The following is a 24,495-nucleotide window of genomic DNA, read 5'->3' as shown; positions in this document are numbered from 1 at the left end:
TCTCCTCGGGTGCGGTCCGTCAGCGGACGTCCGCGGTATAGCGAAAGGCAAAGGCGTCGCCCCGCGTCAGCCGGTACTCGATGCAGTTGCCGCCCAGGTCGAAGGCATGCCGGGTCACGACGGCGCACGGATGCGCATCCGGCAAGTCCAGCGCGGCGGCCTCGTCCGATGCCAGCGTGCGGAAGGTCACTTCGTCAACGGCGCGATGGACCGTGATGCCGCAAGCGCTGCCCAGCAGCGGGTAGAGCAGGTCGCCCCATTGCGCCGGCGGGAGTTGCTGCAGGGCTTCGCAGCGCGGCAGCGGCAGCCAGATCGATTCCAGCAGCCTGGGCGTGTCTTCCAGCCAGCGGCGGCGTGAAATTGCCAGCCCGCGCGCGCCCGTCGGCAGCCCGAAGCGGGTTGCCATGGCCTTGTCCAGGCGCACGGCGCGGCACGACAGGATTTCCGAGCGCGGCACCACCGGCGCGCCATCGGCGCCGCCGAAGCGGAAAAACCGCATCAGGCTGGCCCCGCTCAGTCCCTTGCGCACAAAGGTGCCCTTGCCCTGCACGCGCTCCAGCAGGCCCTGCTGGACCAGCACGGCGATGGCCTGCCGGATGGTGCCCAGCGCAATGCCGAACTCCTTGGCCAGCGCGCCTTCCGCAGGGATGGCGCTGCCGGGCGCCCATGCGCCGGAAACGATTTTTGCCTGCAGTTCCGCCGCAATCTGCCCGTAGCGGCTCAGGCCCACGGCGGTGGTTGTAGTCTGGAGCAGCGCGTTGTCTGGCATGCCGAACCCGTGCTAAATTGATGTCAATCTCGATGTCCTCTAGAGGACTAGAATACTGACGCGGGTTCGGATGCCATATCCGGATATACCCGCGCCACTGAGCCGCGCCACGGAGGGGGCTGACTGATGAACAAATGCGCTTTGCCGCTGGTGGATACCCATTTCCACGTCTTCGATGCCGGAGTGGCCGCGCCATCGGCCCGCTACCAGCCGCCTTACGCCGCCGACCTGAAGGACTGGCACGTCCGGCTTGCCGGGTTGGGGGACCTGTATGGGGTGGTGGTGCAGACCAGTTTTCTCGGCACCGACAATGCGGCGCTGCTGGCCGCGCTGCAGGCCATGCCCGGGCGCTTGCGCGGCGTTGCGGTGGTCGACCCGGAAGTGACGGACCAGGAACTGGCCACATTGCACGGCGCCGGCGTGCGGGGCATCCGCCTGAACCTGTATGCCGATCCGGACTGGCAGCGCATTGCCACCGCGCCGTGGCGCGGGCTGTTCTCCCGGGTCGCCGGGCTGGGCTGGCATGTCGAACTCCATACCAGCAACGGCGATGGCGCCATGGTGCTGGCGCAGCTTGACGCGGCCCTTGGCGATGCCGGCACGCCGGTCGTGCTTGATCACTTTGGCCGGCCCGGTCCCGCAGGAACCGCGGATGCGATCTTCGACGTGGCCTCTGCCGTGCGCGCGCGCCGCCAGGTCTGGGTGAAGATCAGCGCGCCGTACCGGCTGCAGTCACCTCAGGACTGGCCCGGTCTTGCGCAGCGCTGGCACGAAGTCGTGGGAGATGACCGGCTGCTGTGGGGCAGCGACTGGCCATGGACCAATCACGAGGCGCCGGCTCGGGTCGACGAGTGCCGGATGCTTGCCGCTTGGCCGGGACAAGGGGCACCCGGTGACAGCGAGGCGGCCGGCGCGGCCTTGTCCGCTGCGCTCCGGTGGCGGAACGCCGCAGCGTTGTACGGGTTTGCGGTGAAGGGATAGCGGGCGGCTTGCGCCGCCGGCGTCAGTCCGGCGCCAGCACCCCGGGAATCGCCTCCACCAGCAAATCGATCGTCACCCTCAGCTTGTGCGGCAGGAAACGGGTGCGCGGCCACACCAGGTGCAGCGGGGTCCGGATGACCGAGGCTTGCGGCAGTACGCGCACCAGCGTGCCCTGGTCCAGCGGCTCCCGCACCAGCCACAAGGGGACATTGACCAGGCCCGCGCCACGTATGGCTGCCGCGGCGATGGTGTCGATATCGTCAAAGCCGAGACGGTGCGCCAGCTCCGGCCGCGCGATATTGCCGTCGGGACCGGCCAGTGACCAGGGCACGGACTCGCCGCCATGCATGTAGACGAGGCAGCGGTGCGAGGCCAGGTCGGCAATGCTGGCCGGCGTGCCGTGCTTGCGCAGGTAACCGGGCGCGGCGCAGAGCACCATGGCCTGCATGCCCAGCGGACGTGCCACCAGCATGTCGCTGTCCGGCAGGCGCCCGCTGCGGACGGCCAGGTCGATGCCGTCGTCAGCAAAGTCGACCAGGCGGTCGGTGAAATTCCCTTCCAGCCGCAACTGCGGATGACGGTCCGCCAGGTCCAGCAGCAGCGGCGCCACATGGTGGCGGCCGAACACCACCGGGGCGCTCACGCGGACCCGGCCGGCCACTTCCCTGCGCCCGGCTTCCAGCATGAGCTGGGCGGCATCCAGGTCTTCCAGCGCCTGGGCACAGCGTTCGTAGAAGGCCTGGCCGTCGTCGGTCAGTGCCAGGCTGCGCGTGGTGCGCACGAACAGGCGCGTGCCGACGCGTGCCTCAAGCCGGGCGATGGCCTTGCCGATAGCCGAGCGCGTCAGCCCCAGACGCGCCGCGGCCTGGGCAAAGCTGCCGGCTTCCGCGGCGGCAACGAAGGCGGAGATGCCGGCCAGCCGGTCATGGGTAATTGGTTCCATAAGATCTACATGGGAAGGACATCGATTGTCCAATGGATCTGACAGGGAATCAGTATAGTGGGTTCACCGTTTTCAACAGACCGGAGTACGCCCATGACATCCTCCATGCAACGCTGGCAACTGTCGGCTTTCGGCCGCAACAACCTGCATCGCGTCGACGCGCCCATTCCCGTGCTCGGTCCCGGCGAGGTGCTCGTGCGCGTCCATGCAGTGGCCTTGAACTACCGCGACCTGCTGATCATCCAGGACGGCATGGGCATGCCCGTGCAGCCGCCGCTGGTTCCCGGGTCGGACATGCGCGGCGAGGTGGTGGCGATTGGCGAGGGTGTAGCCGACTTTGCCCCTGGCGACGCCGTGATCAGCACCTTCTTCACCGGCTGGCTCGATGGCGTGCAGCCGCGCCGCAGCATGCCGCTGGGCGTGCCGGGTCCCGGCATGCTTTCGGAGTACGTGGTGCTGGCCGAGGACTCGCTGGTGTCGGCCCCGCGCACGCTGGACGCCGCGCAGGCCAGTACGCTGACCTGCGCCGGCCTGACGGCCTGGCAAGCCCTGGCTGAGGCGACGGTGACGCGGCCCGGCGACACCGTCGTGGTGATCGGCACCGGCGGCGTGGCCCTGTTTGCGCTGCAGATCGCCCGCGCACAGGGGGCGCGCGTGATCGTGGTATCAGGCAGCGACGACAAGCTCGCACGCGTGCAGGCGCTGGGCGCGGCGCATGGCATCCATCGCGGCAGCACCGCTGACTGGCCGGCCGCCGTGCGCGAGCTGACCGGCGGCCGCGGTGCCGACCATGTGCTGGAACTGGCTGGCGGAGACAACTTCGGCCGGTCGCTGGCGGCGCTGGCGCAGGGCGGCCGGATCTCGGTGATCGGCAACCTGCAGGGCGATGAACTGCGCGCCAGCGTCTATCCGGTGCTGCATGGCCGCGTGACCGTGCAGGGGATCGGCGTGTCGCACCGGCGCGCGCTGCAGGACCTGGTGCGTGCCGTGGACTGGCTGGGGCTGCGTCCGATAATCGAGCGCGAGTATGACTTCGGGGACTTGCCTGCGGCGCTCGACCACCTGGAACGCGGGGCCTTCGGCAAGGTGGTGGTGCGGCTGCGCTGAGGCGCAGGCCGGACTGCTATTTGCGAGCCTTGCCGCGCACGCTCTTTTTGGCCGCGGCGGCGCGCGCCGCTTCCTTCTCGGCCGCTGCCGCTGCGCCCAACTGCTCCAGCCAGGACATGCCCTCGACATAGGACAGGAAATGCCGCAAGTATTCCGGCGACGTCTCGCGCATCAGCGACAGCGAACGATGCACGAGATGGTCGGTATTGAGCGGCCCGGCATTCTCCGGCACGCGTTCCAGCGACAGGCGGAAGTGCTGCTCGACGCTGACCCTGGCCCAGGTCTCGCGGAAGTAGTCGGCCAGGGCATCGACCAGCGGCGCGTCGGACTGGGGGGCGTGTGCCGGCACCGGCGCGGGCGATCGTGCATCGTTCGAGGCGACCGCGGCGGCGGGCCTGGCGCGCGCGGTGATGTCGTGCACGAGTGCGCCAAGCGCGCTGGCTGTTGGGCCGGATGTTGGCGTGGACGGCGCGCCATCATCGGCAATATCACTATCGTTGCCTGTGTACCGCTGCACGATGGCGGCATACGCGGCGGCCAGACCTCGCAGGCGCTCATCCAGCAAGCCCCGCGCAGCGCCACTGTGTCCGGCGGAGCGGCGGGCCAGCGCTTCCATCAGGCGGAAGCGCACGGGATCGGCCTGGTCGGCGCCGCTGGCCTGCCAGGCGTCCAGTTGCGCGCGGATATCGGCTGCCACGTCGAGGCTAGCCATGCGGCTTCACCGTGCCCGCGGTCACGCGCGGCACCGGCGAGATTTCCACGCGCCGGTTCTTCGCGCGGCCCTCGGCATCGGCATTCGGTGTCACAGGCTGCTGCGAACCGAAGGCGGCCGAGAACACCGAGGTGGGCGGGATGCCGGCATCGATCAGGGTGCGGGTCACGGTCAGCGCGCGCTGCGCCGACAGCTCCCAGTTGTCGGCAAAGCGGCGGTTGCCTTCGCGCACCTGCTGGTCGTCGGTAAAGCCGCTCACCATCAGGATCTCGTCGCGGCTGCGCAGGTAGGCCGACAACGGTTGCGCCAGGCTTTTCAGCAGATCGCGGCCTTCAGGTTGCAGCTGGTCTGAGTTGAGTGCAAACAGCACGTTGCCGCTGATGCCGATGCGGCCGTTCACCAGCGTCACGCGGCCGGCCGCCAGCGGCCCCGCCAGCGCCTTTTCCAGCGTTTCGCGGCGCTGTGCTTCCTCCTGCCGCTGCTTCACCTCGGCTTCCAGCCTGGCCGACAGTTCCATCTGCACGCCGATGACCCCCAGCAGGACCAGCACGAACGCGCCCAGCAGGACCGACATCAGGTCGCCAAAGACGGCCCACGCCGGAACGGTCGGCTCCACGCCGGCGTCAAGGTCCTCTCTCATGCCGCCTCTGCGCTGGGCGCTTGCTGGCCGGCGCGCTGCTGCAGATCCTCAAGGATCTGCTTTTGCGACAGCATGCTCAGGTCGACGACTTCGCGCGCCTGCGCCACGTAGTAGGCCAGTTGCTCGTCGCTGCGCGTCATCGACTTGTCCAGCGCGGCCTCGATGCGCTGCAGGTGGTCGATCAGCTTGCCGTTGGATTCGCTGAACAGCTGCACCGCCACGCCAAAGGCCTCGCCCAGGCTCGCGACTTCGACCGCGCTGCCGGTGACCTGCGCGGCGATGTCGGTGAGCTTGCCGGTTTCGGATTCGACCTTGTCGGTAAAGCGCGTGCCGACGCGGTCCAGCAGGTCCGCCGTGGTGGCGACCAGGGTGTCGACCGCGCTGCGCTGCTCAGTGGAGGCGTGATTCACGGCATCGAGCAGCGTGCCCAGCGTTTCCAGCATGCGGCTGCGTTCTTCCAGCATCGCGTTGTCGCGCGCCATGCCGTCGGTGAGCTTCTCGCGCAGTTCCGCGATGACCTCCGCGGCGGCCTTGGGCGCTTCGGATGCGGCCTGCATCAGGTGGGCGACTTCGGCGATGGTGCCGGTGGCCTGGGCCTGCGCCTGGGCTGCCATGTCGCGCGCGGTGACGGCGAGCGTCTCGCAGATTTCCTGCTGGCGGCTGACGGTGTGCGCGCTGGCCTGTTCCCATTCCTGGCGCAGCGATGCGGCCATGGTGCCGAGCGTATCGGTCCAGGCAGCCATGCGTTGCGCGTCTTGCGATGCCAGTTCCGCCTGCAGCGTGGTGGCGGCCTTGGGTGCCTCGGCCGCTGCCTGCACCAGGCGGTCGATTTCAGCGAGGGTGGTACTGGCATGCGCCTGCGTCTCGGTCGAGATCGCGCGCGCGGTCTGCGCCAGCGCCTCGCAGATCTCCTGCTGGCGGGTGGCGGCGTGCGTGCTGGCCTGTTCCCACTGCTGGCGCAGCATGGCGGCGATGGTGCCGAGCGTATCGGTCCAGCTGGCAAAGCGCTGTTCGTCGCGCGCAGCCAGCTCGGCTTGCAGCGCAACGGCCGCCTTCGGGGCGTCCGTTGCAGCCTGCACCAGACGGTCGATCTCAGCGAGGGTGCGGCTGGCATGCGCCTGGGTCTGGGCCGAGATCTCGCGCACGCTCTGCGCCAGCGTCGTGCTGATCTCGTCCTGGCGGCTTACCGTGTGGGCGTTCAGCTGTTCCCACTCCTGGCGCAACGCGGCCGTCATGGTGCCGAGCGTATCGGTCCAGGCGGCGAAGCGCTGTGCATCGCGCGAAGCCAGGTCCGCCTGCAGCGCGACGGCCGCCTTCGGCGCGTCCGAAGCGGCTTGCACCAGGCGGTCGATCTCCGCAAGGGTCTGGCTGGCATGCGCCTGGGTCTGGGCCGAGATCTCGCGCACGCTTTGCGCCAGCGTCGTGCTGATCTCGTCCTGGCGGCTTACCGTATGCGCGTTCAGTTGCTCCCACTCCTGGCGCAGGGCAGTCGTGATGGTGCCGAGCGTATCGGTCCAGGCCGACAGGCGCTGCGCGTCGTGCGCGGCCAGCTGCGTCTGCAGCCCGGCATGCGACTCGCCCACGGTGCGCACCAGTGCCGCCGCATGTTCGCCGAACGCGGCTGCGGCGGACGCCAGGGCTTGCCGGTTGTCGTCGGCGAGCTTCTCGCCGGTGCGCTCCTGGCGGGACAGTGCCTCGCGCCATGCGTCGGCAGCGCTGGCGGCAGCCGTGTCGAGGCGGGTGGCGACACCGTCCAGCAGCCCGGCCGAACGTTGTTCGAAGGTCTGGGCAAAGCCGTCGAGGGACGTGCGCAGATCCGCGGCCAGTGCCTCGCTGGTGCGTTGATGCCCGGCCAGCGCCTGGTTCCAGGTATCCGCGACACCCGCGGTGGCGGTCTCGAAACGGCTCGATACCCCATCCAGATGCTGTTGCACGGCGTGGGTCACGGTGTCGCGCAAGGCAGTGGTCTCGCGTTCCAGGCCTGCCATGGTCGCGTCCACGGCCGGCTGGATGGCTGCACTTGCGGCGCGGGCGCTATCGGCAATGCTGTCCTTCAGCGATTGCTCCACCGATGAGGCCAGGCGGGTATAGATGACCTCGGTCTTGCCGTGGAAGGCGTCCTGGCTGGCGGCCAGGCGTTCGGTCAGGGCCTCGTTCTGTTGCGCCATGGTGCGCATCATGGCTTGCATCTGTTCGACCAGCGCCGGCATCACGTCAGCCTGGCGCTGCAGCAGCCGGAAGGCCTCGTCACGCTGGTGGCCGCGGGAGTAGGGCCGCAGCGTGGTGGCGATGCGGGCGTCCAGCGCCTGCGCGGCCTGGAGCCGCTCGCGCCGGCACAGCGCCGACAGCAGCCCCAGCATGGCCGACGTGGCCACGCCCGCGACCGAGGTGCCGAAGGCAAAGCCCAGCCCCTTGACCGGCCCGGCCAGCGAGGCGCGGATGGCCTGCAGGTCGGTGGCGCCTTCCAGCGCGATGCCCGTGCCCCGCAGTGTGGCCACCATGCCCAGGAACGTGCCCAGCATGCCCAGCAGCACCAGCAGGCCGACCAGGTAGGGCGTGAGCGCGGGGCCGGGCAGGCCGACGCGCTCGCCTTCGATGCGCAGGCGCGCGCTGTCGCGCAGGCTCGGGTGCAGCCGTTCCAGCCAGCCGCCAAGGCTGGCCGGCGCTTCGGACAGGCCGGCGAGCGCCTGTGCCAGCGTGGCCGTGGCCTGGCGGTAGCGGTACAGCTCGAACGCCCCCGCCACGTAGAAGCCGCCGATCAGCAAGGTGACGATGAGCGCCAGGAAATTGGTGCCGGCATAGCCGGCGGCGATCCAGCACACGACCGCCAGGCCCGCCAGGAAAGCAACAATATGGGTGAGGTATCGGGTCATGATGTCCTGGTTAGCTGTCTTGCAGCGCCGCCAGCAAGCCTTCAACGGGCTGCCAGCGGATGTCGAGTTCGGCGAGCAATACGCTCTGCATATCCTTGCGAAACACCCCCAGCCATGCGCCGGGGCGGGCCGCCGGGGGCTGCCCCGCGGCCTGGGCCTCGGCCAGCGCTGCCGCTTCGCCTTGGCGCAGGCGCTGGAAGTGCGGCTCCAGCATGGCCGGCACCGTGCCCAGCAGGGCCTGCTCGCGCGCGCCCAGCACGCGTTCCATCACCGCATCGACCAAGGCCAGCTTGGCCACGCCGGGGGCACGGGCGGACAACGTGGCGCGCAAGCGGGCGCGCAGGTTGCTGATCGCCGTCTCCATGGTCTGTTGGAGCGTGAGGTAACGCTGGCGATAGACCGCATAGTCGACCTGCGCATCGACGGGGTCGGGCAGCGCGGACGGGCGCGCCGGCCCGCGCCGCCGGTTGGCAAGCGTGGTGTCTTCCACGATGGCGTCGGCCAGCGTGGCGCGCACGCGCGCGCATTCCTGCGCCTCGGTGCCGGCAGCGGCACTTGCCGCAGGTGGCATAGCCGGTGCATTGGCCTTCAGGGCCGACGACAGCGCGATCGCGTCCGCCCAGCCAAGCCATTGGCTCAGCTGGCTCGAGAGCGAGCTTGCAGGAGAGGGGGCGTCGGCGTCGGTCAGGCGAGCCAGCAGGCGGACTAGCGTCGGGCCGCTGAAACCTGTGCGCCGGGGCACTTGTAACATTGCGCCGGATTCGAAAAATCCAGCAGTTTACACGGGCCTGAGGGGCGAAGTCAGGAATCGGGACGTATTACGAGACGGAGTTGACCCAGGTGGACTCAGTGGACTAATATGGACTTAGTCCACTAGGAGCAAAAATGCAGACGGTCAATATCCATGAAGCGAAGACTCATTTTTCGCGTTTGGTCGATGCCGCAGCCAGCGGCGAGGAAATTGTGATTGCCAAGGCAGGCAAACCGGCCGCGCGACTGGTGCCGATGGAACGGGCCAAGGTGGTGCGTCGGTTTGGTGGCCTGAAAGGCAAGGTGCGCATCGCCGAAGACTTCGATGCACCGCTACCCGATGACGTGATTGCCGCATTCGAGGGTCGGTGATGCGCCTGCTTCTCGATACGCACGTTTACCTTTGGTGTGTCACGGACGACCGCAAGCTGACCAAAGAGGCCCGCAAGCTCATACTTGACGCCGATGATGTGTTCGTCAGCGGCGCGAGTATATGGGAAGCGTCGATCAAGGCCGGGCTTGGCAAGCTCGACGTCGATGTGAATCTCCTTGTGTCCGAGATTGAAGCGAGCGGCTTTTCGGAATTGCCGGTGCGGGCGGCCCACGCGGCGATGGTGCGCGATCTGCCGGATATTCACCGTGATCCGTTCGACCGGCTCCTGGTTGCACAGGCTCTTTCGGAGCCACTACGTTTGGTGACTTCGGATGGTCATTTGTCGAAGTACACCGATCTGGTCATCACCGTGTAGTAAAAGCGCGATGCCTACGGAACGCGATGGACAAAGTGAATTGGCACATAAATACGAGGGGGACGACATCATGAACGGTGTGGTTTCAGGCCGCCTGGCGCCGGGGTGCCCTTGAATACACGTTTCATCGAGGCCTTCATGTGGGTAGCGCGGCTTGGCAGTTTCCGCGCTGCGGCCGACCATCTGCACATCACGCAGGCTGCCATGTCAAATCGCATCGCCTCGCTCGAGCAGGAGATCGGAGCCCGCGTCTTTGAACGCGAAGCCCGCGATCTGCGCCTGACGCCGGTTGGCCTGCGGTTGCTCAGCTACGGCGAGCGGATGCTCGAGCTGCAGCGCGAGATCATGGTGCTGGGCCGCTCGGACCAGCAGCTGCTCGGGCTGGTGCGCATCGGCGCGATCGAGACCGTGGTGCATACCTGGCTGGTCGACTTCCTGCGCCACCTGAGTTCGACCTATCCCGGCATCGAGGTGCAGATCACCTCCGAGACGACCGAAGGGCTGCACAAGAGCTTGCGCGCCGGCGCAATCGATATCGCGCTGCAGACCGACACTGCCGTGGGCGAAGGGATTGCCAGCATGCCCTGCCTGCCGATGGCGATGGGCTGGGTTGGCCCGCCGGGCGAACCGCAGCCGGGTGAAGGCCTGCTGGTCGCGCTGCTCCAGCATCCGACCATCACGATGAGCCGGGGCTCGCAGCCCCACGTTGCGCTCAAGGAGCTGTATCGCAAGGCCGGACTGCCGGTAGGCAAGGTGCATTGCGTGAGCTCGATCGCCGCCATTGTCAGGCTGGTCAAGGGCGGGTTCGGCAATGCCCTGATGCCGCTGGCGCCGGTGCGCGAGCAGGTCGAGCGCGGCGAATTGCGCCTGCTTGCCTGCGATGTCCCGCTGCCACCGCAGCGTGTCGTGGTCAGTTATCACGACCATGGCGTTTCCGAGGCCATCCGCTTTGTTGCCGAACTGGCTTGCCGCGAATCGGATCAGTTCGTCCGGTCGCTGCCTGCACCATATTCGGGGGCCTAGGGCCTGTTCACATATAAAACGTACGCGCGTTGGCCCGAGCCGGGGTCAGCTACGCGAAGGGCGTCGCCGCAAAGGGTCATTCCCTTTGCAAGGCGCCCGACAAAGTAGATGGCCCCGGCTCGGGCCAACCCGCAGGGCAAGGGGGATACGCGGCGCATGGCGTTGCTGCCAGCCGCTTGCTTGGAATGACCAAGCGGCGCGACTGGCACCTAGCCCTGCGCCGCGTATCCCCCTTGCGCGCGCACGTTTTATATGTGAACAGGCCCTAGAGAGGCCGTTGCGCCACCCTGGTGCGGCTTCCCGGCCGTATCCACAAGAAAAACTGATCGGAAGGACCAACAATTTCCCGTTTGTCCTGACTCGCTGCTGCAACGATCATCGACTCATCAGCCACGCCCGGCGATCACCCCGTCAGAGGAGATAGAGTTTGATGAGCAATCTTGCGGCCATTCCCCCACATGGCTTGTTGTTCGTCGCGTCCGATGTGGATGCGGCCGATGAAGCCGATTTCAACCTCTGGTACGACCGCGAACACGTAGAGGAGCGTGCACGCGTTCCAGGCTTTATCTCGGCCGCGCGCTACCAGGCAGTGCACGGTGGCCCGAAGTACCTTGGCCTCTATCGCACCGAATCGCTGGCTGCGTTCACCTCGGCCGCCTACAAGCAGGCCTTCCGGCACCAGACCCCATGGTCAGTCACCAACCTTGGACGCATGCGCAAGCCGATGCGCCGCGTGTGCTCGGTCGATGCTTCGGTGGGGCAAGGCAGCGGCAGCTGGCTCGCGGTCCTTCCACTGCCGCGCGCCGACGATACCGTGTCCCTCATCGATCGCACCGGCGAGGTCGGAGATGAACTCTCGCTGCGCGCAGGGTTCGTCCGCTCCTATCTTCTCGTCCCCGACGACGAGCTCAGTCAACCTTTGCCCAATGAGAGCCTCGAAGGCCGCGAACTGCTGCCCTTGTTCGTCGTGGAGAGCAGTGACGAACAGGCAAGCGAGCTTGCGCTGGGCATCGCGGCGCAGGGCCTGCACGCCAATCCCGCAGGTGCGACGCGCTACATCCTCAAGTGGAAACTCTACGCAAAGGAACTGACGTCATGAGCGAAATGATTTCTCCGGTAGCCGACGTCGGCGCTGCAGCCGGCGCGCGCGAGGCCAGCGCCAACGCGAACGCGAAGATGCGCCGCCTGGCCGCGGCCAGCTCGATCGGGACCACGCTGGAGTGGTATGACTTTACCGTCTACAACCTGATGGCGGCGCTGGTCTTCAACGTCATCTTCTTTCCGTCGTTCGATCCGCTCACCGGCACGATCCTGGCGTTCTCCACGTATGCCGTCGGCTATGTGTCCCGGCCGCTCGGGGGCATGGTGTTCGGCCATCTTGGCGACAAGCTCGGCCGCCGCTTCGTCCTGGTGACCACGCTGATCCTGATGGGCGTGGCCACCGGTGCGATGGGCATGCTGCCGACCTACGCGTCGTGGGGCATCTGGAGCCCGCTGCTGCTGGTGGCGCTGCGCTTTGTGCAGGGCGCCGCCATCGGCGGCGAGTGGGCCGGCGCGGTGCTACTGGCGATGGAGCACGGCAGGCAGGACCAGCGCGGGCGCAACGCGTCCTTTACGCAGGTGGGCCCGTCGGCCGGCACGCTGCTGGGCACTGGCTTTATTGCCATGGTCTCGCTGTTCCTGAGCCCGGAGGACTTCCTGGCGTGGGGCTGGCGCATCCCGTTCGTTTCGAGCGTGGCGCCGGTGGTCTTCGGCTTGTGGCTGCGGCGTGGCGTGGATGAGACGCCGGCATTCAAGGAAATGGCTGCCCACAATGCCCAGGCCAAGACTCCGCTCAAGGAAGTGTTCGTATCGCACTGGCGGCGTCTGCTGGTGGCCGGCGGCGTGCGGATCGGCTCGGACGTGCTCTATGCCCTGGTCGTGGTATTCACGCTGACCTATGTCACCAGTGTGCTGCACCTGTCGCGTCCGCTGGCACTGACCGCGACGATGCTGGGTGCGGCCGGCAATGCGCTGACGGTGCCGCTGTTCGGTGCGCTGTCTGACAAGCTCGGCCGCCGGCCGGTCTACCTGACCGGCGCGCTGCTGGGAATCGTCTGGGCGTTCGCGTTCTTCGTGTTGATGGACAGCAGCCAGCCGTGGCAGATCTGTGTGGCCGTTGTGCTGGGGCTGCAGATCCACGCCGTCATGTACGGCCCGCAGGCAGCGTTCGTGACCGAGCAATTTCCGACGCGGGTGCGCTATGCAGGCTCATCGCTGGCCTACACCCTGGCGGGCATCCTCGGTGGCGGCTTCGCTCCGCTCATCATCACGAGCCTGTACAGGGCCTATGGCACCACCGGCGCGGTGTCGCTCTACGTCTGCGTGGCGTTGGGCGTGACGCTGGTTGCGCTGCTGGCTGCCCGCGAGACTGCTCACAAGCCGCTTGAGCACTAGATCAGGCGTGGCCCGCCGGTGTCGGACGGGCCGAGCCTGCCGGCTGCACTCCGCCTGCAGCCCATCCTTCCCAACTACTAGTACCGCATGCCTACTCTGCAATTCCAGCTCGCCGGCGAGGGACCGCTGGCCCTGCATATCGACCGGCTCGTCATTGCCGGATGGACCGGACGCGATGCCGGTGCCGTCAACCACCACATCCGGGAACTCGAACAGATCGGCGTGAAGCCGCCTTCGACCGTTCCGTGCTTCTACCCGCTTGCCGCCTCGCTGCTGACCACCGCGCCGTTGCTGGAAGTGCCGCGGGAAGATTCATCGGGTGAGATCGAGTTCGTGCTGATGGCGGGCCCGGACGCGCTCTATGTCGGCGTGGGCTCGGACCATACGGACCGCAAGGTCGAGGCCTATGATGTCACCGTCTCCAAACAGATGTGCGCCAAGCCGGTCGGTAGGGAGGTCTGGCGCTTTGGCGATGTCGCGGCGCACTGGGACCGGCTCGAGATGCGCTGCTGGCGCACCCGGCATGGCGTGCGCGAGCTTTACCAGGAAGGACTGGTGACACGCCTGCTCGATCCTCGCGATCTGATCCGCCGCCTGCATGCCGAGGGCGCGCTGCCGCCCGGTACCGCGATGTTCTGCGGCACCCAGGCCGTGATCGGGGTACTGGGAGGAGGGGAGGCATTTGAAGTCGAGCTGCACGATCCGGTATTGCGGCGTTCGATACGTCATGCGTACCGCGTGGCAAGCCTGGAGGTAGCCCCTTGATGCGTACCGATCTTCCCACCATCGCCGAACTGGCCGCCAGCCTGAATGCCGGGCGTACTACCAGCGTCGCGCTGACCGAACAGGCGCTGGCGCGTATCAACAGTCATCGCGCGGCGGGCGGCGCGGCTTTTGTCGAGGTCGATGACAAGGGCGCGCTGGCGGCGGCCGCAGCGGCAGACCAGGCGCGTGCCGCAGGCTATGTGGCATCGCCACTGGCCGGCCTGCCGGTTTCGGTAAAGGACTTGTTCGATGTGCGCGGCCAGGTGACGCGGGCCGGCTCAAAGGTGCTCGATGGCACTGGTGCGGCGGCTGATGCGCCCGCTGTGGCGCGCCTGCGCGCGGCGGGCGCGGTGCTGATCGGGCGCACCAACATGAGTGAGTTCGCTTTCTCCGGGCTCGGCCTGAATCCGCACTACAGTACGCCCCGCACGCCGTTCGACGAAGCCTGCATCGCCGGCGGCTCTACCTCAGGCGGCGCCGTCAGCGTGGCGCTCGGCATGGCCGTGGCCGCGCTCGGTACCGACACGGGCGGCTCGATCCGCATTCCGAGCGCGTTCTGCGGACTGACCGGCTTTAAACCCAGTGCACGGCGCGTGCCGCTGGAGGGCGCAGTGCCGTTGTCGACCTCGCTCGACTCGGCCGGCCCGCTGGCGCGCTCAGTGGCTTGCTGCGCGGCTTTCGATGCGGTCCTCAGTGGTGAGGCGCTCGACAGCCGGCCCACTGCGCTCGCGGGCCTACGCTTATACGTGACGCGCGACTTCGTCACAGAGGGTCTGGACAGCGAAGTCGCGCGTGGCTTCGACGCAGCCCTGGACAGCCTGTCCAGGCTCGGTGCGCACGTCATCCCATTCGATTTCCCCGAGCTTCACCGCCTGCCACAGATCAATGCCGGCGGCGGCCTGACCGCGGCCGAATCGTGGCACTGGCATCGTGCGCTGCTGGACGAGCGCGGCGCTGCCTACGACCCGCGCGTGGCGACACGGATCCGCCGCGGCCAGCAACAGAGCGCCGCCGACTATCTGACCCTGCTCAAGGAACGCGAAGTCATGCGCCAGAGAGCGGCAGAGCTTTTGCGCGATGCCGATGCCTGGCTGATGCCTACGGTGGCCGTCCGGCCGCCGCGGCTCGACGCGCTCGACAGCGATGAAGCCTTCTTTTCGACCAACGGCCTCGTGCTTCGCAATCCCAGTGTCATCAATTTTCTCGATGGCTGTGCGGTATCCCTTCCGCTTCCCGCCGCCGTGCCGGGCGTCGCACTCAGCGTCTGTGGATTGAACGGTGCCGACGAGCGAATCCTGCAAGTTGCCGGTGGGATTGAAAATGGCCTGCGCTGAAGTGTGCATGGTTGGCACGTTTACTCGAGGTGCTTGTTTGCCGCGAACGGCGTCCGTGCGCGTCGAATCAAGCGAGGAGGCGTTCATAGGCTTGGTGAAGGGGGTCACGTAGTCGATCAAGGCGGTGGGGTTGCCACGCTCCGTTTGCCGTCGCCACCACGCAAGCGGCGCCATGGTCAGCGGCGAGTTCGATTCCGAGGCGCTCCGGCAGGCCGAGCGCGAAGGCTGCGTGGTCCTGCACAAGCCGCTGGAGCCGTCGCAGCTACATGCCTTGCTGTTCCAATGGCTGACCCCGCAGGACGCCGGGGGCGGTGCGGCGGATACCCACGTCGCCTGGTCAACCGGGGCCCTGCGCTGAACGCGCCGGTGCAAGCGCCTGACTTCTGGCAGTAACTTTGTTTTGCCTGCGGCTGTGGTGCCACTCAGGCACTCCGGGGCGAAGGAAGTGTCCAGGTCGACTTTATTCAGATCACCTGAAGAATTTATTTAGTTCACTTTTTTCCACCTCTCAGCGACAGTCTAGCGATCGCAAATCGCGATACTGGAAAGAGAGGGCCCCATGTCGATCTCAATCCGCGCCGTCGGTGCCTCCATGCTGGCCGCTTCCATGTTGGCGGGCCTGGCCGGATGCCATAACCCGCCGGCCGCGGCGTTGGCTGCGGCGTCGGCTGTCACGTCGCGCCCCCCGCCGGCCGCAGTGTCGGAACAGGACATCAACGATGCCTACGTCTACCTGCTGGGCCGGCTGCTTGTCCTGCGCCAGCAGCAAATCGACTTCCAGAAGGAAGGTTTCCAGTGGAACCGGATCATTCATCGCGACGTCGGCGGTGTGTCGTGGGCCAATCCCAATCTGGATGTCGCCTACAGCGAGGCCTGGGTCGCGGTCGACGAAAAGACCTGCACGGTCTTCAGCGTGCCGGCCATCAAGGGGCGCTACTACACCATTCAGTTCCTGAACGGCTGGGGCGAAACTGTCGCCAATATCAACGAGCGCAACTATCCGGACCATCCAAGCGGCGAATTCGCGATGTGCCTGAAGGGTGCCAGTGCGGCACTTTCGCCCAATGCCAGACGCATCGACCTGCCGGGCAAGATCTCACGGGTGCTGGCCCGGGTGGAAATCGGCGCAGACAAGAAGCAGGCCATTGCCCTGCAGCATCAGATCACGACGCGGATCACCGGCACGCCGACGATTGCCCCGGTGCCTGCCACGCCCGCCTTCAGCAATGACAAGCTCCCCGGTGTTGAAGCCTTTGACTCGGCAGCCGTTGCGCTTGGCTCGGAGCCGGACATCAATCCGGGCATGGAGCTCATCCAGGCCAAGGTGCGCGCCGTGAGTGCCGCGGTGGCCAGCAGCCCCGCAGAACGCGCGCGGGTGGACAAGGTCATCCGCGAGAAGACGCTGCCGGCGTTCTTCCAGTCGTTCTCCACGGCAGGTACCATCAAGAACGGCTGGAACCGGCCCGCTACCATTGGCAAGTACGGCAGCGACTACCAGACCCGCACCCGCATCAACCTGGGCGGGATCTGGGCCAACAGCACCGATGAGGTCGTCTATTTCAAGACGGATACAGACGGGACAGGCACCAGGCTCGACGGCGGCAATGTCTACACCATCACCTTCCCGAAGGACGAGCTGCCTGCCGGCCACGTCAAATACTTCTGGTCTGTGATTGCGGTGGATTCCAGGAACTTCCGCGTGATCCCGAATGCGAAGAACCGGTTCCTGATCAACAAACAGTCCAGGCTGAGCTATGGCAAAGACGGTTCGCTGACGCTGTACTTCGGGCCTGCCCGGCCGAAGGACGCGCCTGACGGCAACTGGCTGCCCACGCCCAAGGGGCAGAACTACCACCTGACGTTCCGGCTCTATGGGCCGGACCAGCCGATCCTGTCCGGCGAGTGGTTCCCGGCTCCGCTGGTCAAGCGCAACTGAGTAGGCCAGTCTTGGCAGGAAGGCGCCTGCCAGTGCGGACCTAATCCTCCGACACCTCGCAAAACCGCAGCCGGTTCCCGAACGGATCGGCTACCTGCAGCATGCGCCCCCAGCCCACATCCTCAACGCCGGGCCTGGCGTACGGATAGGCCTTGGCAGACAGCTCCCGCTGCAGCGCATCGATATCCTCCACCGTCACGAACACCGTCGATCCCGGCGTGGCGTCGCCATGGTGCTCGCTCAGGTGCAGCGTCAGGCCGCTGCGCCTGACCTGCGCGTACAGCGGAAACCCCTCTTCATACCGATGCTCCCAGTCGAGCGAGAAGCCGAGGAAGTCGAGGTAGAACTCCTTGGCCTTGTCGACCGAGAAGATCCGGAGGATGGGGATGCCGGCAGACAGGTTCATGGATTTCCGTTCGGTAGTTGTGCAGGAGTGCCAGATCATAACGCCGGCTTGCGGTGATTCGCGCGGCCGGCGCATAAGCATCCGCGACAATCTTCGTTGGCTTTGTGCGGGCCCGTGACTAAGCTGTCGCTCCGACGAAATCCCGGAGCACCGTCATGAACCCGACCCACGACTCACGCCGCCGCCTGCTTCTGGCCGCAGCGGGCGCCGCAGCCGCCGCCAGTGCGCTGCCAGGCGTCAGCTGGGGGCAGGGCCAGACCGCGCTGCGCATCGGGTATCAGAAGTCCTCTACGCTGATGATCCTGCTGAAGTCGCGGCAGACGCTGGAGAAGGCGCTGGCGCCCAAGGGGGTGGCGGTGCAGTGGTACGAATTCACCTCGGGGTTGCCGCTGCTTGAAGCGCTGAACCTCGGCAATATCGACCTGAGCGCCGACGTGGCCGATGCGGTGCCGCCGTTTGCGCTGGCCGCGGGTGCCGCGCTGACCTACTACGCCAGCGAGACGCCTTCGCCGCAGGCGCAGGCCATTGTCGTGCGTGGCGACTCGCCAATTCGTGAGGTGGCGCAACTCAAGGGGCAGCGGGTGGCGTTTGCCAAGGGCGCAGGCGCGCACTACCTGGTGCTGGAAGCGCTGGCGCGCGCGGGTCTGTCGATCCGCGATATTGAACCGGCATACCTGAGCCCGGCCGACGCCCGCGCGGCGTTCGAGCGCGGCAGCGTGGCGGCATGGGTGATCTGGGATCCGTTCCTCGCGGCGGTGCAGCGCCAGGCCAATGCGCGCGTGCTGCGCGATGGCGAGGGGCTGGCCAGCTATCGCCGCTTCTACCTGGCGGCGACGCCGTTCGCGCGCGCGCATGCCGAGGTGCTTGAGGTGGTGTTCGATGCGTTGCGCGACGCGGGCGACTGGGTCAAGCGCAATCCGGCCGAGGCTGCGCGCTGGCACGCGCCGCTGATCGGCCTGGATGCGGCCACCGTGGAAGCCGCGAACGCGCGGCGCAGCTATGCGGTGCGCACGGTCGACGCCGCCGCGCTGGCCGAGCAGCAGCGCATCGCCGATGCCTTCACCGCGCAGCAGATCCTGCCGCGCAAGGTGGCGATCTCGGCCTCGCCGGTCTGGCGCAAGGCGTAGCCGGCAGGGCGCCGGCTACGACTTACGCGACTTGCTTTGCACAATCCGCCCCCGGGGCCCGACGTGAGCCCCGGGGCTTGCCGCATCAAACCACTCCCATCTCCGGATCGCTGACCGCGTCCTCGCCGGTCTCCATCCGCCCCGCAAAGCGCCGCGCGAACGACGGGCTGGCCTCGCAGGTCACGACGAAGTCGTACCAGTTGCCGCTGTCGGCCACCGGCCATTCCAGCGTTTCCACCTTGCCCCGCTTCACCCTTTGCGTCCACGGGCCGTCGTCGCGGTAGGCCAGTGCCGTGACGGTGAAGGTCACGTCGGCATCGCTGTCGTTATGCAGCTTCACCTGCATCGTGGGCTTCCTGCACGGGTTGTAGCAGACCTGGATTTCGGTGGACGCGGTCACCGCTTCGTTGATGTCGCCGGAGAACGAGCGGTGATAGCCGTTGGGCCCCAGCACCCACAGGTCGTACTTGCCGCCGTCGGCATCAATGTCCCACGCATCGTCCAGCGTCTTGCCGGCTTCAACCACGTAGCGGCGCGGAATGCGGTCGAGGTGCAGCTTGTCATAGACGTGGAACAGCGCGCCGGCCTGGTTGGTGCTGGCGTTGGCGAACAGCAGGCGCACGGCCTTGGATGCGGCGTCGACGCGTGCACTGGTATGCAGTTCATACGGCAGCTTGCGCGACGGACGCGTGCCGGTGTCCTGCTCCGGCAGCGCGGGCGTGGCCGGCACCGGGATCGCCGGCTGGGTCTGCTGCCAGGCGGTCAGGCTGGTGGCGTCGGCACGGGTGGTGCGCCCGGCCAGCGTGGGCAGGGTCTCGGTGTTGGGCGTGGCAAAGTTGAAGGCGCTGGTCAGGTCGCCGCAGATGGCACGACGGTAGGCGCTGATCTGCGGCTCCATCACGCCGAAGCGTGCCTCCAGGAAGCGCAGCACCGAGGTGTGGTCGAAGACTTCGGAGTTGACCCAGCCGCCGCGGCTCCACGGCGACACCACCCACATCGGCACGCGCGGGCCGGGGCCGAAGGGCTTGCCGTCCTGCGGCGGCTGCTTGGCCGTGGCGGGCTGGAAGTTGAAGTACTCATAGGCCATCTGCGCGTCGTCGAGGGTCGACTTGCCGGCCAGGGTCCCGTCCAGGTCGCGCGACGGCGCGGTCGGCGGCGGGCTGTGGTCGAAGAAGCCGTCGTTCTCGTCGAAGTTGATCAGCAGCACGGTCTTGCTCCAGACCTCGGGCGATGCCGTCAGCGCGTCCAGGATGGCCTGCACGTACCAGCCGCCCTTGGCCGGGCTGGACGGGCCGGGGTGCTCGCTGAACTCGGCCGGCGGAATGATCCACGACACCTCGGGCAGCTTGCCGTTGAGCACGTCATCACGCAGCGATTGCAGGAAGCCGCCGTCGGGCATGGTGTTGCAGAAGCCCTTGGCCAGCGGGCTGTACTGGTCGTCGATGTCCGGGTTGTAGGGCGGGTTGACGCCGGTGCCGGCGGTGTTGGAGAGCTTGCGCCCGACGGGCATCTTCTCCATCTCTGCGCGCCAGTGCCGGAAGCTCATCATCTGGTTGCAGCCATAGTTGTCCGGCACGTTCTGGTAGACCTTCCAGCCCACGCCCGCGGCCTGCAGGCGGTCGGCGTAGGTCTTCCAGGTCCAGCCTTCGGTGGAGGGGCCCACATCCGCGCCCGCGTTGAACTCGTTAATCATCACCGCGACGTTGTCGCCGGTGGGACCGTTGCTGCCGGTCCAGTAGAACAGGCGGTTGGGGATGGTGCCGGTGTGCATCGCGCAGTGGTAGGCATCGCACAGCGTGAAGGCGTCAGCCAGCGCGCGCTGGAACGGAATCTCGGCGTCATCGTAGTAGCCCATCGACAGCGTCTTCTTGGCCACCGGCCAGCGGTCCATGCGGCCGTGGTCCCACGCGGCCTGCGCATCGGGCCAGGTGTGCGGCGTGCCGCCGGCGCGCTGCGCGTTGCCCTGGGTTTCGTCGAGATGGTAGGGCGTCAGGAGATTGCCGTTGGCATCGGTCTGGTAGAACGCGTTCTTGCCATTGGGCAATGGGATCGCGAAGCGGTCGCCGTAGCCGCGCACGCCCTTGAAGGTGCCGAAGTAGTTGTCGAACGAGCGGTTCTCCAGCATCACCATCACGACGTGCTTGACGTCCTGGATGGTGCCGGTGGCGTTGTTGGCTTCGATGGCGAGCGCGCGGCGGATGCTGGGCGGAAAGCTGGCCAGCACCGCGGCGGCGGCGCCGGTGCCGAGGCTGGTCTTCAGGAACTGTCTTTTTGACGGGTTGAAGGTCATGGCTGTGGCTGGGTCGGTCTGTCGCTGGATCGAAAAAGGGCCCGCATCACGGGGCGCAACGCGTGGAGCAGGCGCCGGGCTGGTCAGGCTTGCCGGGGTTGTCCGGCTTGCTGCCGTTGGCGGCGGTGGGCTGGATCGTGCTGCCGCTCGCGCCCGGCGAGTCGTCGCCGCCGCAGGCGGCAAGCATCAGTGCGAGGGTGATGGTGCCGGCCGCCAGCCATGGCCGGGTGGAACGCGACAGCAATGAGGGTCTCATTTCGTGCATTGCGTTGTAGTCGTTGAGGGGGATAACGATTGCCGAGCCCATGCGCCGACATCGGATGCAGGCCCATGGACTTCCGCAGCGCGGACGACAAGTGCGGGGAACTGGCCGGTTCGGGTGCGGTTGGCCTTGGCTTGTCGCGACAGCGAGCGATTGTTGATTGGTCAAATGTCAGATGTTTGACATCAAACACATTTGGCGATTTGGTTTTGTAACCAAAAGTGTCGCGCTGGCAGAGTTGGTAATTGCTGGCTGAGAGGAGCTGCCTGCTACCCGATGGCAGGCAGTCTGCGTCCGCCTTCCGTCAAGCTGGCGTAGCGTGGCCCCACATCGTGTGCACACAATGGGCATCAATGAATACGCAGGGCAGGGTAAAATCAGGCCATCCCCCGTCCTCCGCATGCCGCCGTAGTCCATGTCCGAAGAAAAGAAGAGCCTGTCCGAAACCATCCGCGCCGCGATCGAGCAGGAGATTCTTTCCGGAAAGCTTCCCAGCGGCGCCCAGCTGGAAGAGCAGCAGTTGCTGGCGCGCTTTGGCGTGTCGCGCACGCCGGTGCGCGAAGCGCTGATCCAGCTGGAGTCGGCCGGCCTGGTGGACCTGGTGCCGCGCCAGGGCGCGATCGTGTCGTCGATCACGCTGCGCGAGTACGTGTCGATGAACGAGATCCTGGTGCAGCTTGAGGCGTTGGCGGCGCGGCTGGCAGCGCGCCGCATCAGTGCAGCACAGCGCACGGCGATGCAGGCCGCGTTCGACGATTGCCGCGCGGCCGCGGAGCGTGCCGATTCCGATCGCTACCGCGAGGCCAATGATGCCTTTCATGAAGTCATCTACGCGGCCTGCTGCAATGACATCCTGTCGCGGCAGATCCGCACCATGCGCGCGCGCATGCGCGGCATGCGCGACCTGCGCTTCGAGAAGCCGGCCCGCATCCTGGCCTCGCTGGCCGAGCATGAGGCGGTGATGGGCGCCATCGTGCGCGGCAATGAGGACGATGCCGCGGCGGCGATGGTCCGGCATATCGCCACCGGGGGCGACGTCTACGCGGACATGATTGCCTCCATGCCCGGCGACGAGGCCGGCGGCAAGCGCGGCCGGCGCTAGTCGATGGCCGCCGGGTCAGGCAGGCTCAGTCCAGCTTGACGCCGGCCTGCTCGATCCGCGTCACGGCCGACTTGCCGTCTGCCGCGGCCCACTTGCCGAACTCAGCGGGCGACGCCGAGGTTGAGACCTCGCTGCCATTGGAGGCGAGCTTCGCGCGCAGCTGCGGATCGGCCATCACCTTGGCGGTGGCGGCAAAGAGCTTGTCGCGAATGCCGTCGGGCAGGCCGGCCGGCCCGTACAGCCCGAACCAGAAGGTGAAATCAAAGCCCGGCAACCCCATCTCCGCCAGCGCCGGCAGGCCCGGTGCCACCGCCGAGGGCTTGGGCGTGGTTACGCCAATCATCTTTACCACGCCCTGCGTGCCCATCGGCAACACCGACGCCGCCGTGCCGAACGACAACTCCACCTCGCCCGCGGCCACGGCCTGCAGCGCCGGTGCGCCGCCCTTGTAGGGCACGTGCGTCATCTTGACGCCGGTGGCTTTCTCGAACTGCAGCCCGGCGAGATGCGGCGAGCCGCCGATGCCGGAGGACGAGTAGTTGAACTTGCCCTGCTGCGCGCGCGCCTTGGCCACCAGGGTCTTGATGTCGCTGACGTTCAGGTTCTTGTTGACAGCCAGGATCAGCGGCGACACGGTCAGCCGCGTCACCGGGGTGAAGTCGGTTGCTTTGTAGCGGGCCTTGTAGAGCTGCTGGTCGATGCCGTACAGCGTGGACGTGGCCAGGCCCAGCGTGTAGCCATCAGGGGCCGCCTGCGCCAGTGCCGCGGAGGCCAGGGTGCTGCCGGCGCCGGGCTTGTTGTCCACCAGCACGGTCTGGCCAAGCTCCTTCGACAAGGCCTCGCCGAACACGCGCGCGACGTAGTCGGCCGCGCCCGCCGGCGTGTAGCCGACCAGCAGCCGGATCGGCCGGGTCGGGTAGTCCTGCGCAGCGGCCATGCCGGGCAACGCAGCCAGGGTGGCAAAAGCGGCGCCGATCGCGGCGCGCCCGAGGGTGTGCTTCATTGTTGTCTCCTTTGTGTTCTCGTTGTCGCTTTTGAGTGTCCTGGCCGCTGGCGCTCAGGACGCCACGTTGGCTTCGCGCAGGGCCGCGACGCCGGCCTCGTCATAGCCAAGCCCGCGCAGGATCTCGTCGGTGTGCTCGCCGGGATCGGGTGCGGCGCGGGCAAAGCGCTCGGGGTGCGGCGCCGCCGACAGGTTGATCGGCGAGCGCAGCAGTTCCAGTGGCCCCAGCGCCGGGTGCTCGGCGGGCCGGGTCATGCGCAGGTGGCGCACCTGCGCGTCCTCGAAGGCCTGGCCAATATCGAACACCGGCCCGCACGGCACGCCGGCGGCATTCAGGCGCGAAGTCAGTTCGGCCGCGCTGAAGGCGGCGGTGCACCGGTTGATGGCCTCGTCCAGCCGGTGGCGCTCGGCGGCACGGCCCGCGGCGGTCTGGAACGAGGGATCGTCCAGCAGCCAGCCGGCCTCGACGGTGCGGCAGAAGTTGGTCCACATGCGGTCGGTGCTGGCGGCGATATTGACCACGCCGTCGCGGCAGCGGTAGGTGCCCATCGGCACCAGCGTCGGGTGCGCATTGCCCTGCTGGGTCGGCACTTCGCCGTCGACGGTGTAGCGCGTGGCCTGGAAGTCCAGCTTGTTGAGCATGCCCTCGATCAGCGAGGTATGGACCCATTGCCCGCGGCCGGTACGCGCGCGGTGCAGCAGCGCCAGCAGGATGCCCTGGCCCAGGAACATGCCCGCGGTGGTGTCGGAGATGGCAATGCCCACGCGCAGCGGGCCTTTGCCGGGCTCGCCGGTGACCGAACTCAGCCCCGACATGCCCTGCACGATCTGGTCCAGCCCCGGGCGCTCGCAATAGGGCCCGTCCTGGCCGAAGCCCGAGATGCTGGCCAGGATCACGCGCGGATTGATCGCGCTCAGGCGCTCATAGGTCAGCCCCAGCCGCTCCTTGACCACCGAGCGGAAGTTCTCCACCACCACGTCCGACCGGCGCACCAGGCGCGCCAGCACCTCGGCGCCCTGCGGGGTCTTCAGGTCCAGGCACAGGCTGCGCTTGTTGCGATGCAGGTTCTGCTCGTCCGAGCCGCGCCGCCGCCCGGTGACGGAGCCGCGGTCCTGCGGCGGGGGCGGCTCCACGCGGATCACGTCGGCGCCCCAGTCCGACAGCAGGCGCACCGCCGCCGGGCCGGCGCGGGCGATGGACAGGTCCAGCACGGTGATGCCGGACAGCGGCAGGTCCGCGGGCGGGGCGTGGGGCCCGGCGGCTTCGGTGCCGGGAGGCAAAGACAT

The 24,495-nt window shown here is 67.4% G+C and carries 24 protein-coding genes; 13 read left to right on the top strand and 11 right to left on the bottom strand.

Annotated features, from left to right (window positions below; all coding sequences use genetic code 11):
- Nucleotides 1-19: 19 nt before the first annotated feature.
- Nucleotides 20-769 (bottom strand): GntR family transcriptional regulator, encoded by a 750-nt coding sequence (locus RS901_RS32825; protein WP_316154834.1) that lies wholly within the window; start codon nucleotides 767-769, stop codon nucleotides 20-22.
- A 126-nt stretch (nucleotides 770-895) separates the two neighbouring features.
- On the opposite strand from RS901_RS32825, the gene RS901_RS32820 reads away from it, so the two are divergent.
- Nucleotides 896-1,750, top strand: a complete 855-nt coding sequence (locus RS901_RS32820; protein WP_316154833.1) for an amidohydrolase family protein — start codon at nucleotides 896-898, stop codon at nucleotides 1,748-1,750.
- A gap of 22 nt (nucleotides 1,751-1,772) precedes the next feature.
- Here the strand turns inward: RS901_RS32820 and RS901_RS32815 are convergent, their stop codons facing one another.
- Nucleotides 1,773-2,693, bottom strand: a complete 921-nt coding sequence (locus RS901_RS32815; RefSeq protein ID WP_316154832.1) for a LysR family transcriptional regulator — start codon at nucleotides 2,691-2,693, stop codon at nucleotides 1,773-1,775.
- A gap of 93 nt (nucleotides 2,694-2,786) precedes the next feature.
- Here RS901_RS32815 and RS901_RS32810 point away from each other — a divergent pair, with 93 nt between their 5' ends.
- Nucleotides 2,787-3,800, top strand: coding sequence for an NAD(P)-dependent alcohol dehydrogenase (locus RS901_RS32810; protein WP_316154831.1), 1,014 nt, complete (start codon nucleotides 2,787-2,789; stop codon nucleotides 3,798-3,800).
- Between the two features lie 16 nt (nucleotides 3,801-3,816).
- On the opposite strand, the gene RS901_RS32805 is transcribed toward RS901_RS32810, so the two are convergent.
- Genes RS901_RS32805 through RS901_RS32790 form a run of 4 tightly spaced genes read right to left on the bottom strand, consistent with a single transcriptional unit; the run spans nucleotide 3,817 to nucleotide 8,776 of the window.
- The gene (locus RS901_RS32805; protein ID WP_316154830.1) at nucleotides 3,817-4,512 is read right to left on the bottom strand and encodes a DUF2894 domain-containing protein; all 696 of its coding nucleotides are present in this window, start codon (nucleotides 4,510-4,512) and stop codon (nucleotides 3,817-3,819) included.
- Nucleotides 4,505-5,152 (bottom strand): OmpA family protein, encoded by a 648-nt coding sequence (locus tag RS901_RS32800; RefSeq protein ID WP_114136067.1) that lies wholly within the window; start codon nucleotides 5,150-5,152, stop codon nucleotides 4,505-4,507. Before RS901_RS32800 ends, RS901_RS32805 begins: the two co-directional genes overlap by 8 nt.
- Nucleotides 5,149-8,025, bottom strand: coding sequence for a DUF802 domain-containing protein (locus tag RS901_RS32795; protein ID WP_316154828.1), 2,877 nt, complete (start codon nucleotides 8,023-8,025; stop codon nucleotides 5,149-5,151). Before RS901_RS32795 ends, RS901_RS32800 begins: the two co-directional genes overlap by 4 nt.
- A 10-nt stretch (nucleotides 8,026-8,035) precedes the next feature.
- The gene (locus RS901_RS32790) at nucleotides 8,036-8,776 is read right to left on the bottom strand and encodes a DUF3348 domain-containing protein (protein ID WP_316154827.1); all 741 of its coding nucleotides are present in this window, start codon (nucleotides 8,774-8,776) and stop codon (nucleotides 8,036-8,038) included.
- Between the two features lie 134 nt (nucleotides 8,777-8,910).
- On the opposite strand from RS901_RS32790, the gene RS901_RS32785 reads away from it, so the two are divergent.
- From RS901_RS32785 to RS901_RS32745, 9 genes are all read left to right on the top strand, one after another.
- On the top strand, nucleotides 8,911-9,147 hold the full coding sequence (locus tag RS901_RS32785; RefSeq protein WP_316154826.1) for a type II toxin-antitoxin system Phd/YefM family antitoxin: 237 nt from the start codon (nucleotides 8,911-8,913) through the stop codon (nucleotides 9,145-9,147).
- Nucleotides 9,147-9,524, top strand: a complete 378-nt coding sequence (locus RS901_RS32780; protein WP_316154825.1) for a type II toxin-antitoxin system VapC family toxin — start codon at nucleotides 9,147-9,149, stop codon at nucleotides 9,522-9,524. The genes RS901_RS32785 and RS901_RS32780 overlap by 1 nt, the downstream gene beginning before the upstream one ends.
- A 111-nt stretch (nucleotides 9,525-9,635) precedes the next feature.
- Nucleotides 9,636-10,547 carry a LysR family transcriptional regulator gene (locus RS901_RS32775; protein ID WP_316154824.1) on the top strand — a complete coding sequence of 304 codons (912 nt, stop codon included), beginning with the start codon at nucleotides 9,636-9,638 and terminating at the stop codon, nucleotides 10,545-10,547.
- A 430-nt stretch (nucleotides 10,548-10,977) separates the two neighbouring features.
- Nucleotides 10,978-11,646: a DUF4286 family protein gene (locus RS901_RS32770; RefSeq protein WP_316154823.1), complete on the top strand. Its 669-nt coding sequence runs from the start codon at nucleotides 10,978-10,980 to the stop codon at nucleotides 11,644-11,646.
- A gap of 77 nt (nucleotides 11,647-11,723) precedes the next feature.
- Nucleotides 11,724-12,983 carry an MFS transporter gene (locus tag RS901_RS32765; RefSeq protein WP_316157343.1) on the top strand — a complete coding sequence of 420 codons (1,260 nt, stop codon included), beginning with the start codon at nucleotides 11,724-11,726 and terminating at the stop codon, nucleotides 12,981-12,983.
- A gap of 87 nt (nucleotides 12,984-13,070) precedes the next feature.
- Complete coding sequence (locus tag RS901_RS32760) at nucleotides 13,071-13,748, top strand: DUF2848 domain-containing protein (protein WP_316154822.1); 678 nt, start codon at nucleotides 13,071-13,073, stop codon at nucleotides 13,746-13,748.
- Nucleotides 13,748-15,082, top strand: a complete 1,335-nt coding sequence (locus tag RS901_RS32755) for an amidase (RefSeq protein WP_316157342.1) — start codon at nucleotides 13,748-13,750, stop codon at nucleotides 15,080-15,082. The genes RS901_RS32760 and RS901_RS32755 overlap by 1 nt, the downstream gene beginning before the upstream one ends.
- Before the next feature lie 130 nt (nucleotides 15,083-15,212).
- Entirely contained in the window at nucleotides 15,213-15,440 is a 228-nt protein-coding gene (locus RS901_RS32750; RefSeq protein ID WP_316154821.1) for a hypothetical protein, read from the top strand.
- A 201-nt stretch (nucleotides 15,441-15,641) separates the two neighbouring features.
- Nucleotides 15,642-17,018: a DUF1214 domain-containing protein gene (locus RS901_RS32745; RefSeq protein WP_316154820.1), complete on the top strand. Its 1,377-nt coding sequence runs from the start codon at nucleotides 15,642-15,644 to the stop codon at nucleotides 17,016-17,018.
- Between the two features lie 40 nt (nucleotides 17,019-17,058).
- Here RS901_RS32745 and RS901_RS32740 read toward each other — a convergent pair whose 3' ends face one another.
- Nucleotides 17,059-17,424 (bottom strand): glyoxalase superfamily protein, encoded by a 366-nt coding sequence (locus RS901_RS32740; RefSeq protein WP_316154819.1) that lies wholly within the window; start codon nucleotides 17,422-17,424, stop codon nucleotides 17,059-17,061.
- 155 nt (nucleotides 17,425-17,579) lie between these two features.
- On the opposite strand from RS901_RS32740, the gene RS901_RS32735 reads away from it, so the two are divergent.
- Nucleotides 17,580-18,551 (top strand): aliphatic sulfonate ABC transporter substrate-binding protein, encoded by a 972-nt coding sequence (locus tag RS901_RS32735; RefSeq protein ID WP_316154818.1) that lies wholly within the window; start codon nucleotides 17,580-17,582, stop codon nucleotides 18,549-18,551.
- Between the two features lie 85 nt (nucleotides 18,552-18,636).
- Here the strand turns inward: RS901_RS32735 and RS901_RS32730 are convergent, their stop codons facing one another.
- Nucleotides 18,637-20,841, bottom strand: a complete 2,205-nt coding sequence (locus RS901_RS32730; RefSeq protein WP_316154817.1) for a phosphocholine-specific phospholipase C — start codon at nucleotides 20,839-20,841, stop codon at nucleotides 18,637-18,639.
- Between the two features lie 46 nt (nucleotides 20,842-20,887).
- On the bottom strand, nucleotides 20,888-21,085 hold the full coding sequence (locus tag RS901_RS32725) for a hypothetical protein (protein WP_316154816.1): 198 nt from the start codon (nucleotides 21,083-21,085) through the stop codon (nucleotides 20,888-20,890).
- Between the two features lie 433 nt (nucleotides 21,086-21,518).
- Between RS901_RS32725 and RS901_RS32720 the strand changes: the two genes are divergently transcribed.
- Nucleotides 21,519-22,205, top strand: coding sequence for a GntR family transcriptional regulator (locus RS901_RS32720; protein WP_316154815.1), 687 nt, complete (start codon nucleotides 21,519-21,521; stop codon nucleotides 22,203-22,205).
- Nucleotides 22,206-22,230: 25 nt separating this feature from the next.
- Here RS901_RS32720 and RS901_RS32715 read toward each other — a convergent pair whose 3' ends face one another.
- Together RS901_RS32715 and RS901_RS32710 are read right to left on the bottom strand one after the other, a co-directional pair.
- Entirely contained in the window at nucleotides 22,231-23,208 is a 978-nt protein-coding gene (locus RS901_RS32715; RefSeq protein ID WP_316154814.1) for a Bug family tripartite tricarboxylate transporter substrate binding protein, read from the bottom strand.
- A gap of 54 nt (nucleotides 23,209-23,262) precedes the next feature.
- A complete protein-coding gene (locus RS901_RS32710) occupies nucleotides 23,263-24,495 on the bottom strand; it encodes a CaiB/BaiF CoA transferase family protein (RefSeq protein WP_410054246.1) in 1,233 nt (410 codons plus the stop codon).

Origin of the sequence: Cupriavidus sp. BIC8F (assembly GCF_032465815.1) — a bacterium.
GTDB lineage: Bacteria > Pseudomonadota > Gammaproteobacteria > Burkholderiales > Burkholderiaceae > Cupriavidus > Cupriavidus necator.
This window is presented reverse-complemented; position numbering and strand designations above follow the sequence as displayed.

Excerpts from the sequence above, each read along its gene's own strand:
- RS901_RS32795 (WP_316154828.1), bottom strand. The coding sequence starts at position 8,025 with ATGACCCGATACCTCACCCATATTGTTGCTTTCCTGGCGGGCCTGGCG.
- RS901_RS32755 (WP_316157342.1), top strand. The coding sequence starts at position 13,748 with ATGCGTACCGATCTTCCCACCATCGCCGAACTGGCCGCCAGCCTGAAT.
- RS901_RS32825 (WP_316154834.1), bottom strand. The coding sequence starts at position 769 with ATGCCAGACAACGCGCTGCTCCAGACTACAACCACCGCCGTGGGCCTG.
- RS901_RS32730 (WP_316154817.1), bottom strand. The coding sequence starts at position 20,841 with ATGACCTTCAACCCGTCAAAAAGACAGTTCCTGAAGACCAGCCTCGGC.
- RS901_RS32785 (WP_316154826.1), top strand. The coding sequence starts at position 8,911 with ATGCAGACGGTCAATATCCATGAAGCGAAGACTCATTTTTCGCGTTTG.
- RS901_RS32720 (WP_316154815.1), top strand. The coding sequence starts at position 21,519 with ATGTCCGAAGAAAAGAAGAGCCTGTCCGAAACCATCCGCGCCGCGATC.
- RS901_RS32715 (WP_316154814.1), bottom strand. The coding sequence starts at position 23,208 with ATGAAGCACACCCTCGGGCGCGCCGCGATCGGCGCCGCTTTTGCCACC.
- RS901_RS32770 (WP_316154823.1), top strand. The coding sequence starts at position 10,978 with ATGAGCAATCTTGCGGCCATTCCCCCACATGGCTTGTTGTTCGTCGCG.
- RS901_RS32745 (WP_316154820.1), top strand. The coding sequence starts at position 15,642 with ATGTCGATCTCAATCCGCGCCGTCGGTGCCTCCATGCTGGCCGCTTCC.
- RS901_RS32740 (WP_316154819.1), bottom strand. The coding sequence starts at position 17,424 with ATGAACCTGTCTGCCGGCATCCCCATCCTCCGGATCTTCTCGGTCGAC.
- RS901_RS32710 (WP_410054246.1), bottom strand. The coding sequence starts at position 24,495 with ATGTCTTTGCCTCCCGGCACCGAAGCCGCCGGGCCCCACGCCCCGCCC.
- RS901_RS32765 (WP_316157343.1), top strand. The coding sequence starts at position 11,724 with ATGCGCCGCCTGGCCGCGGCCAGCTCGATCGGGACCACGCTGGAGTGG.
- RS901_RS32805 (WP_316154830.1), bottom strand. The coding sequence starts at position 4,512 with ATGGCTAGCCTCGACGTGGCAGCCGATATCCGCGCGCAACTGGACGCC.
- RS901_RS32790 (WP_316154827.1), bottom strand. The coding sequence starts at position 8,776 with ATGTTACAAGTGCCCCGGCGCACAGGTTTCAGCGGCCCGACGCTAGTC.
- RS901_RS32735 (WP_316154818.1), top strand. The coding sequence starts at position 17,580 with ATGAACCCGACCCACGACTCACGCCGCCGCCTGCTTCTGGCCGCAGCG.
- RS901_RS32800 (WP_114136067.1), bottom strand. The coding sequence starts at position 5,152 with ATGAGAGAGGACCTTGACGCCGGCGTGGAGCCGACCGTTCCGGCGTGG.
- RS901_RS32820 (WP_316154833.1), top strand. The coding sequence starts at position 896 with ATGAACAAATGCGCTTTGCCGCTGGTGGATACCCATTTCCACGTCTTC.
- RS901_RS32810 (WP_316154831.1), top strand. The coding sequence starts at position 2,787 with ATGACATCCTCCATGCAACGCTGGCAACTGTCGGCTTTCGGCCGCAAC.
- RS901_RS32815 (WP_316154832.1), bottom strand. The coding sequence starts at position 2,693 with ATGGAACCAATTACCCATGACCGGCTGGCCGGCATCTCCGCCTTCGTT.
- RS901_RS32760 (WP_316154822.1), top strand. The coding sequence starts at position 13,071 with ATGCCTACTCTGCAATTCCAGCTCGCCGGCGAGGGACCGCTGGCCCTG.
- RS901_RS32780 (WP_316154825.1), top strand. The coding sequence starts at position 9,147 with ATGCGCCTGCTTCTCGATACGCACGTTTACCTTTGGTGTGTCACGGAC.